Below are 10,149 nucleotides of genomic sequence, written 5' to 3' on the forward strand. Positions count from 1 at the left end.
ATTGGCCTCCGAAGCTATAACATACCCGCAGCATCCAGGCTGTGCAGCTCGCAAGGCTTGCCGAACAGGTAACCTTGATAGGCATAACAACCTAGGCTAGCGAGCATAGAAAGCTGCTCCTGGGTTTCAACACCTTCTGCAATGACATCAAGATTCATGGCCTCAGCCAGCGTAATGACCGCCTGAGCAATCGCCCTGTCGTTCGCACTGTGGATAATATCTCTTACAAAGCTCTGATCAATTTTCAACTGATTGATGGGCAGTTGCTTCAAATAGAATAATGAAGAGTAACCGGTACCGAAGTCATCAATCGAAAAAGAAATGCCGTGACGCTGGAGATCCAACATCTTGGTTTTGACGTCCTTGAAGTTGTTTGCAAGGAGTGACTCTGTAATTTCCAGCTTGAGGTTGTGGGGTGGCGCTCCGGTACGATTAAGCGCATCGAGGACAGTACTGACGATATCTCCCTTGCTGAACTGCACAACGCTGATATTGACTGCCAGCGATAGCTTGTCCAGAAGTGGGTCCCGGGACCAGCTTTCCAGGGTTTTACAGGCCTCTTCCAACACCCATTCGCCAATAGGCAGTATAAGCCCCGTCTCTTCTGCCAGGGGAATGAACTGTGCTGGCGAGATCATGCATTTGGTCGGGTGCAACCAACGCAGCAAGACCTCTACGCCGGTGATGTGTCCACTTGAGTCGACCTGGCTTTGATAGAACAATCTTAGCTGGTCGAGCTTGATGGCATCCCGCAAACCCTGTTCCATGGCAACGCGCTGAGTGACTGCCACCTGCATTTGCGGATCGAAGAAGTGACTGGCGTTACGACCTGCTGCCTTGGCCTTGTACATGGCCATATCGGCCTGCTTGAGGAGATCCTCGATAGAAGTGTCGCTGTTGTTGAATATGGTGACTCCGACACTTGCTGAACCACTGTAGGGCAAACCGTCGAGATCAAACTCGCGCGCCAGCTCAGAGAGGATTTTTTCTGCTACGACTTCTGCTCGGTTAGCCGCTGATTGCTCATTCTGACCCAATGATTCGAGCACAATGACAAACTCATCGCCTCCCAGGCGCGACACTGTATCGCCCTCGCGTACACAATGTGACAAGCGTGAACCGATTTGTGTCAGTAACAGGTCACCCTTGCTGTGGCCTGCACTGTCATTGAGATTCTTGAAGTTATCCATATCCAGAAAAATGAGGGCTGCATACTTATGTTCACGCTCTGTGTTGGCAATAATCCGCTCTAGCCTCTCCTGCAATAGGCGCCGGTTAGGCAGGCCGGTGAGAATGTCATAAAAAGCCAGTCGCCTTATCTCTTCTTCACCCTGCTTACGACCCGTGATATCCCGTACGATACCAATAAAGCTAAGCTCCCCGAGCCGCTCCACCTGCGCCAGGCCCAGCTCTATGGGAAATACCCGTCCATCCTTGTGCAGCGCCTCCAGTTCGCGATTTCGGCCGAGTACATTGCCGATACCTTGATCGGTAAAGTTGGCAATATAGGTGTCATGATGATCTCTATGGGGAGATTGCATGAGCATGTTGAGATTCGCGCCGACGACTTCAGCGCTGCTGTAGCCGAAAATACGCTCCGCCGCCTTGTTGAAAGTCAGAACGATCCCTTTGTGGTCAATACTGATAACGCCATCGAGCATATTGTCGACGATCGCTTCCATCTGCATTGATTGCTCGTTGAGACTGCTTTCAGCGTGAATTTGCGCACTGACGTCAAAGTGGGTTCCGAGCACCCATTCAGCCTTTCCATCAGGCGTACGAGAAGTAAGGCGGCCACGTGTATTGATCCATACCCACGATCCGTTTTTATGCTTCATGCGGGTATTGGCTTCATACGCGGGAATCTGTCCCGTCGCATGCTTGTTCAGAAGAATATTACAATTGGCCAGATCATCAGGGTGCGTCAATCTCTCCCAGGTAAAGCGATCTATTGGGGTCAACTCACGAAGTTTGTAGCCCAGTAAAGTCGCCCACTTATCATTGATAATCAGCTCGCTTGTGTTAAGGTTCAATCGCCACGTTCCGATACTGTTGGCATCAATCACCGCTCGCAACATGCGCTCGCTGCTCCGAATCAGCTCTGAATCACTGCGCTCTTTGTTGATATCAGATTGAATCGCGATAAACCCCTTGAGCTCACCACCCTCGCCCCAGAGGGGATTACAGGCAATCCTGACCCAGTACGGAACCTTTTTATTCGAATAGTTCAGAATGTCTACATTGAACCCTTTATGTCTGGCCAAGGCCGCAGCCATGACTTTGACCGTGGCAGGATCGGTATCTTTGCCTTGAAGCAGCTCACCCGGCTTTTTCCCAATCAGGTCCTGGCTGCTCCAACCTGTCAACTTGGTGAAAGACTCATTTATCCAGACAGTCAGGCCCTGTGTATCGGTTATCAACACGCCATTGGTCGTCTGCCTTGCCACTTCGGACAGGCGTCGTAAATCGGAGTTCTTGCGCTCCTGTTCTGTTGTATTTCTGACCACCACCAGCACTTCATTAGCGTTGATTTTCTTGAAGCGCGCTTCAAAGGACTGACCACTTTCAGTGATCGTGTAGTCATGATGAATAAGCGCATCAGTGGTCAGCGCCCCATCGATTCGCTCAGACATTGACCGTGCCAGGTCCGCAGGCAAAACCTGTTCTATGGTCCTGCCTATCACTTGATGCCTGGGTCCCAGCAAATCAGGATGCTCATTACAGATTACAAAACGATACTGATCGTCTATCACCAGAATAATATCCGGGGATGTGCTCAGCATGGCTTCCATTCTGGCGGAGAACAGCAATTGGGTCCTGCGGTACTCTTCTTGCCGGATGTTAGTGATTTCATGCTCAACCAAATCAGCAAAATCCCTTAGATTACGGCGCTCCATATCGCTGAAAGTACGCTGCTTTGAATCCATAAGGCACAAGACGCCGATGCAATGCCCGCTGATATCGTGAACCTGCGCGCCGGCATAGAATCGAATGTAAGGGTCACCCGTCACCAACGGGTTATCATGAAAGCGCTCATCATTGAACACATCCGTAACAACCAACGGTTGCGCTTCAAGAATGGCATGTCCGCAAAAGGAGATATCCCGGCCTAGCTCACACGCATCCATCCCCACGCGGGATTTGAACCATTGACGCTCGCTATCGACCAGGGACAAGAAGCAGGTAGGCACGTCAAAAATGCGCGCGGCGAGCCGTGTAATACGATCAAAGCGCTCTTCCGGCAAGGAGTCCAGCAGAGCCGTAGCCTTTAAAGATTCGAGCCGGTCTGCTTCGTTACTGGGATAACCAGGTTTGATCATCTTCTCTCCAGGCATCGCACTGAGTGCCGCGGCAGTTTATTAGTATTCTACGCGTGTCCTACGAACCGTCCGCTGGCCAATTCATCTTGCCTGAGCCTTTACTAAAGGGATACATGATAATGATGATCCATCAATCAGTTCTATTATCCCAAACGCAGACCATACTTAGCCGCAAAACACACTGATGGTTCGCACGGGGATCTCCGTTCCCTCACTGCCTGGTTTCATATTCCGACGATGCAACGTAGAGTTGCTGATTTGCATAACATCATGGCAGGGGCAGCGGTTAAGCATGCTTGAAAAGAACATCTTGTCGGCCTGGCTTGATCTGATCTGCCAAATGATGGGGCGCACAGAAAGAGCAGTGCTCCTGACTGATGCCGAGCAAGAGACAAACTCCCTCTTGCAGTGGCCTATGGGAGAGCTCCCCTCTACAGCCTGTATCAGGTTGGCCCAGCAGGCCCATCTACAAAACCGCCTGATCGTTAAAAAACTCGACCCGAGTGCCCTCGATTACATTCTAGCAACCCCTTTGGACGCGGCTTCGGACAAAAAGCTGGCTGTGGCTATTCAAATCAAAATTCAGCCCGAGCAGCAGCAGACAGTGCTGCATCTATTGAAATGGGGAGAGCGCTGGTTGGCGCTGCTGCTCCAGTATCAGCCTGCCCCTGCCAGCGCTCCAGAACCACCGGCCGGCACCCATCCTTGGCAGGCTAAATGGCATCAGCTGCGTGAGTGGAGCGCATTGAAGCTGGGCTCCATAGCACCGGTAAAAAAAGCGGCTGGCGGGGTGCTGCTGGCGATAGTGCTCTTGTCATTGATCGAAGGAACCTACCGGGTCAGCGCACAGGCAACGCTGGAGGGAAGCGTGCAGCGGGCGGTGGTTGCACCCTTTGCCGGCTACGTGAAGGCAGCGCCCAAACGGGCGGGAGAAACAGTAGCTGCCGACGAGATACTAGCGAGCATGGACGACCATGAACTGCAGCTATCGCGTCTGCAGTTCGAGTCCGAGCGAGATGAATACAACCGGCAATATCGGCAGGCTCTGGGCCAGCGGGATATGGCTCAAGCTTATATCTTCAAGTCACAGGTCAGCCAGGCAGACGCCGAGCTGAACCTGGTGCAACGCAAGCTGGAAAGAGCTGAAATTCGCGCCGCCATGGACGGCTATATTATCACTGGTGACCTGAGTCGCTCACTGGGTGCTCCGGTTGAGCTGGGTGACGTATTGTTTGAGGTGGCGCCGCTGAACGCCTATCGCCTTGTCGTTTATGTGCAGGAGCAGGACATTGCGGAGATCAAACCCGGTGCAGTGGGCTACGTGAAACTGCAAGCTATACCCGGCAAGAAGCTGGGCTTTGCAGTCACCAAAGTGTCCCCCGTATTTGAAGATCGCCCCAACTCACTGGTCTACCGGGTCGAAGGTACGTTGGATGACCATCCCGAGGCGTTACGCCCGGGGATGCAGGGGGTAGCCAAGATCGAAGCGGGTGAACGATCTCTTGGCTGGATCTACTTTCATGAGTTGTATAACGCGGTGGTGCTGTGGCTGTGGAAATGGCTCCCTTAGAACAACACTCAACAACCCTCTCGCTCAGCGATACCTGGGACCGGGTGAAGGACCTGCGCCCGCAGTTGCACGATGGCGTTTGCAGATACATCCATGAATATCGAGGCCAGCCCTGGCTCATCCTGGCCGACCAGAACGCGGAGCGATACTTTCGCAGCAGCACCAATGCAGAGGCTTTCATCCAAAGTCTCGATGGCCAGTCGACGGTCGGGGAGATCCATGCTGACCTGCAAAAGGACACCGCTGACAGCTTGAATCAGAGCGATGTCATCCTGCTGCTGGCCAATCTGACGTCATCGGGGCTGTTGAAGGATGATAAAAGAACCGCTGACCTGGCTAACGGCCAAAAACCGTCGAAGCTCAGCGAGATCATTAAAAACCTTTCCCGCCCTTTCTCCATTAAGTTTCGGTTAATCAATCCGGACCGCTACCTCGTTATGGCAATGCCGTACCTGGGCTGGGCACGGAGCCAGATGATCACCTGGCTGTGGCTGTTCGTCGTGCTCTACGCGCTGGTGGCTTGCTGGATGCGCTGGGACGAACTGGTCGACTACGGCGCAGCCCGCTTCAATGATCCTGTGTATCTGCTTTATTTCTGGCTTTTGTATCCGCTGGTCAAAGCACTGCATGAGCTGGCCCATGCGCTGGCAACCAAACGCTGGGGAGGCGTTGTCCATGATATGGGCATTATGCTCCTGGTCTTTTTCCCCGTTCCCTATGTCGACAGTTCCGCAGCCAACCGCTTTACCAGCCGGCGCCAACGTATTCTGGTCGGCGCAGCGGGCATCATGATGGAAACCTTTCTCGCCTCGATGGCACTTATCTGGTGGCTGCATGGTGCTACAGGAGTGGGGCGGGATATCGCCTTCGGCATTATGGTGATTGGCGGTATTTCGACCGTGCTGTTCAACGCCAATCCACTTTTACGTTTTGATGGTTACTACGTATTCAGTGAGTGGATCCAGATCCCCAACCTGGCAACCCGTAGTCAGCAATACCTGGGTTATCTGGTTAAACGCCATGCCGTCGGCATCCCGGATGCCAGGTCACCTGTCACCGCTGTCGGCGAAGCAAAATGGCTGTTCTTCTACGGCATCGCCGCAGCGGTCTATCGGATTTTTATTTCACTTTTCATAGCACTTTGGGTATCTGGGAAATTTTTTGTGCTGGGTATGGCCCTGGCGCTGTGGGCAATCCTTTCGCAAATGCTTTATCCGGCCATCAAGAACATGACTGCACTGTACGCGTCCGCACAAAGGGCTAACCTTCAGCGCCGTCTAGCTGTGGTCAGCGCGATCGCCGCTGTCATAGTTGTGCTGATCATGTCGGTACCCGTACCCGATACCACCTATGCCCAGGGCCTGGTGAATATTCCCGAGGACGCCGCGATTCGTGCAGCCAGCTCAGGCATTGTTCGTGAAGTGCATGGGCAGGATGGGGCACAGATTGAAGCCGGAGATCAGATTCTGACCCTGTCCAATATCGAGCTTGATGCCCAGCGCAGGGTGGTTGAAGCTCGGATTGATGAGCTACGTGGCAAACTTAACCAGGGTCTTTCCCGGGATCGGTCTCAGGCTGAAGTCATCAAAGCCCGGATCAACAACCTGACAAAAGAACTGAACGACATTAATAGTCAGATCACCGGTCTTTCCATCGTCAGTCACCGCTCGGGGCAGTTGGTACTGCCCTTAGCGCAGGATTTGCAGGGACGCTTCATCAAACGCGGCGATCTGGTGGGATACAGCCTCGACCCTGATCGCTTGACTGCCCGCTTTGTCATACCCCAATCACAGATCGAAGAGATCAGGCAGGACACTCAACGCATCAGGATTCGCTTGCCAGGGCAACCACACGATGAGCTCAAAGCCAGCTTGTCCCGGGAAATACCTCTACTCAGTGATCGTCTCCCCAGCAGATACCTGGGCAGCAGTGCCGGGGGCGTGACGGCCGTGGATGCGCGGGACGATTCAGGTCTGCAGGCGTTGACCCGTATTTACCAGGTAGAGCTTGAGCTGGCCGAGCATCAGGGAATTTTTCCAGGCCAGCGCGTGCATGCGCGTTTTGTGCATAGCGGAGAATCCCTGGCCGGGCAGTTGACCCGCTACCTGCGCCATCTCTGGCTGCATGAATAAAGCTGAAAACAGATTCATCCTGGATCTGTAGCTCTAAAACCCCGCATCATCTAGACTGTACCAAGCCTATCCAGACACTATCCTGACAATCGATCCATTGTGCATTTGGAGCCTCCTGCATGGTAAGCAAGCTAAAATTCCATTCCTGGAGCTCAAATACAGCCCTTTTCGTCGTTTCACTGCTATTACAACCTACCCTTGCCCAGGCCAACACAACCGGCAGCGATCACGTTCCCGCGGTTGATTGTGTGATCAATCCCAATCGGGTAGCGGATGTGTCGAGTCCGATTCCCGGTGTGGTCGATCAGGTGTTGGTGCAACGCAGCGAGCAAGTCCGCAAGGGGCAGCCCATTGCGCAGATGAATGCAGATGTAGAGCGCGCGAATGTCGAGCTGGCGCGTTATCGAGCAGCGATTGCATCCGAGCTTGAACTGGGCAAGATCAACGTTGAATTCGATTCCAGTCGTATGGAGCGTTCCAAATCGCTATCCCAGCGGCAAGCGATCGCGGTTGAGTTGGTCGATGAGGTCGAGCGCGATTTTCGTCTGTCGCGCCAGCGCCTGGTGCAGGCCCAAGAGCTGGCGCGGGTAAGGCAACTGGAGCTGGAGCGTGCCATTGAGCAGTTGAACCAAAAGACCATCAAGGCACCCTTTGACGGTTTTGTTATTGATACTCTCAAACAGCCTGGTGAGCGTGTGGAAGAGGATGCGATTCTGCGGATGGCCGAGCTGAATCCGCTGGTCGTAGAGGCGATCGTTCCGATGGAGTACTTCCGCGATATCAAACCGAAGATGCGCGCCAAGATCGTGCCAGAGACCCTGGTTGACCAGCAACTGGACGCTGTGGTCTCGATCATTGATCGGGTAGGCGACACCGCCAGCAATACCTTCGGCGTCCGGTTGCAGTTGGACAATCCGGATTACCGAATTCCCGCCGGGTTGAAATGCACGGTCAAATTCCTGCAGACAACTGCGGCCAGCACACCAGTCCAAGGCAATTACTATCTTGTCACGACCGAACAGGCCGAGTCCCACGAAAAAACCAGGGCGCTCATCACCCGTCTGCGGGCGGCCGGGGTGGCTGATCCACTGACAATGGACAGGGGTCCCAATGGCGGGACGATCCTGCTCGGGCTCTTCAACTCCCTTGGCAATGCCGAAAGGCAACGGATGCAGCTGGAAAAGCAGGGATTTCAGGTGTCATTGAACAAGGGTGTGTAGCTTGGGCCACGGCCCCCGGGGTCGGACAAACCTTTTAAACTAATCGAGTGATTTGGCATGACGCAGTATGGCCAACCACATTGGAATGACCCTGACGGCGCGAAAATGTCATGATCCGTAGATTAGTGCAGTGGCTAATCGGCGCCGATCATCAAACCGTTCGTGTTGATGAGCCTAATGTGTTTTTCGAGCCGATGGAGCCCAAGATACTGCTGTCGGCCGACGCTCTGTCGGGTCTGTTACCAGCCTCACCCTCCTCCGATGACGACAGTGCCCGCCTGACCCTGCAGGATAGCGTTGAGCTGTTCAAGAACCTGAAAACCGATGAACCGGCCCTCCCTTCTTCTATCGACGAGTCCGCCTTAACGGGGGAATTCAGTGCCTTGGCCTTGTCTCCGGATCAGCCGAGTGAACGGCTGGAACTGGTGTTCATCGATGCAAGCGCACCGGACTATCTGCAGCTGTTGCAAGGTATAGAAAACCGGGCCGGCGTTGAAACCCAGGTATTTGTACTCCAGTCGGATACTGATGGTGCCGCTTTTATCAGTCACACCCTTGCCCAATACCAAGGTGTCGATGCTATCCATCTGCTGAGTCATGGTGATAATACCGGCTTTCAGCTTGGAGCCAGCTGGATAGGCATCTCTACCCTGGACACCTTCACAGCGGAGCTATCCAACTGGGGCCAATCGCTAAGTCAGAACGCTGATATTTTGATTTACGGCTGTAACTTGGCTTCTGACCCAGCCGGACAACGGCTACTAAATGACCTGGCGCTCATCACCGGCAGCGATATAGCAGCCAGCGATGATTTGACAGGGCACTTCTCGCTGGGCGGCGACTGGGAGCTGGAATTTGCCAGCGGCAATATCGAGACCAGTATTATTGCTGACGCTGACTTGCAAGAGTCGTGGCTGGGTACGCTGGCGACTACTACGCTTAATCCGTCGCAGGATACGTATGTCGATAACGACTCGGACACTGCAAATTACGGCAATTCGGTAGATCTATTTGTTAATGCTGGAGGGGGCGGGCTCGGGGACCAGAAAACGCTCATTCAATTCGATATCAGTTCGATTCCCGCAGGATCTATTATCACGTCTGCCACGTTACTCCTTAACGCTATTGATGTAGAGGATGACATAAACATCACCGTCAGTCAGGTGACCGGAACCTGGAATGGCAACACCGTAACTTGGAATAATCAGCCAGCCGTCGGTGCGATCATCGATACCTACTTCGCAGCGAAGGACAATACCGGCTTCCACGACTGGAATCTCACCGCCACCGTACAAGCCTGGCTCGACGGAACCGCAAACAATTTCGGGGTACTCTTGGGTAGCCCGGATTCTGGATCAGATAGCGTTCAATACAGGAGTGCAGAAACCGGCACGCCACCCCGTTTGGTCATTGAGTATACCGCCCCACCTAACGCCACCGACAATACTGCATCGGTCACAGAGGACGGACCGACTAGCGCCAATGGCAACGTTATTTCAGACGATGATGGGGCAGGCATCGACAGTGATCCTGATAGTCCGATCAGCGAACTGGCGGTGTCTGCCGTTAATGGCAGCGCAGGCGGCGTTGGTACGGCCGTGACCGGGAGCCATGGCTCGTTAACCATAAGCTCGAACGGCAGCTACAGCTACAACCTGGACAATGCATCAACTGCGGTTCAGGCCTTGGCGACCGGAGAAATATTGACTGATACCTTCAGTTATACGGTCAGCGACCAGCAGGGCGGAAAAGACACGGCATTGCTGACAATCACCATTACGGGCACCAATGATGCGCCTGTAATTACAGGCGGTCCGGCCAGTGTGGCTCTCAATGAAACCGATACTGGATTGACCAGCAGTGGCAGCTTCACCGTTTCTGATATTGATACCAGCGACTCCGTGACG

5 protein-coding genes are annotated in these 10,149 nt (G+C 53.7%); 4 read left to right on the top strand and 1 reads right to left on the bottom strand.

From position 1 onward, the window contains the following. Positions 1-14: 14 nt before the first annotated feature. The gene (locus tag ABYA88_RS13875) at positions 15-3,320 is read right to left on the bottom strand and encodes an EAL domain-containing protein (protein ID WP_373187987.1); all 3,306 of its coding nucleotides are present in this window, start codon (positions 3,318-3,320) and stop codon (positions 15-17) included. A 562-nt stretch (positions 3,321-3,882) separates the two neighbouring features. Here ABYA88_RS13875 and ABYA88_RS13880 point away from each other — a divergent pair. From ABYA88_RS13880 to ABYA88_RS13895, 4 genes are all read left to right on the top strand, one after another. After that, positions 3,883-4,890, top strand: coding sequence for an efflux RND transporter periplasmic adaptor subunit (locus ABYA88_RS13880; RefSeq protein ID WP_373187988.1), 1,008 nt, complete (start codon positions 3,883-3,885; stop codon positions 4,888-4,890). Next, positions 4,878-7,022 carry a biotin/lipoyl-binding protein gene (locus tag ABYA88_RS13885; RefSeq protein ID WP_373187989.1) on the top strand — a complete coding sequence of 715 codons (2,145 nt, stop codon included), beginning with the start codon at positions 4,878-4,880 and terminating at the stop codon, positions 7,020-7,022. Before ABYA88_RS13880 ends, ABYA88_RS13885 begins: the two co-directional genes overlap by 13 nt. A 119-nt stretch (positions 7,023-7,141) precedes the next feature. Next, entirely contained in the window at positions 7,142-8,242 is a 1,101-nt protein-coding gene (locus ABYA88_RS13890) for an efflux RND transporter periplasmic adaptor subunit (RefSeq protein ID WP_373187990.1), read from the top strand. A 110-nt stretch (positions 8,243-8,352) separates the two neighbouring features. Beyond that, positions 8,353-10,149 (top strand): DUF4347 domain-containing protein (locus tag ABYA88_RS13895; RefSeq protein WP_373187991.1); only part of this gene is annotated, 1,797 nt, incomplete at its 3' end.

This window comes from Halopseudomonas sp. (genome assembly GCF_041579695.1).
In the GTDB taxonomy this organism is placed as follows: domain Bacteria; phylum Pseudomonadota; class Gammaproteobacteria; order Pseudomonadales; family Pseudomonadaceae; genus Halopseudomonas.

Excerpts from the sequence above, each read along its gene's own strand:
- ABYA88_RS13890 (WP_373187990.1), top strand. The coding sequence starts at position 7,142 with ATGGTAAGCAAGCTAAAATTCCATTCCTGGAGCTCAAATACAGCCCTT.
- ABYA88_RS13885 (WP_373187989.1), top strand. The coding sequence starts at position 4,878 with ATGGCTCCCTTAGAACAACACTCAACAACCCTCTCGCTCAGCGATACC.
- ABYA88_RS13875 (WP_373187987.1), bottom strand. The coding sequence starts at position 3,320 with ATGATCAAACCTGGTTATCCCAGTAACGAAGCAGACCGGCTCGAATCT.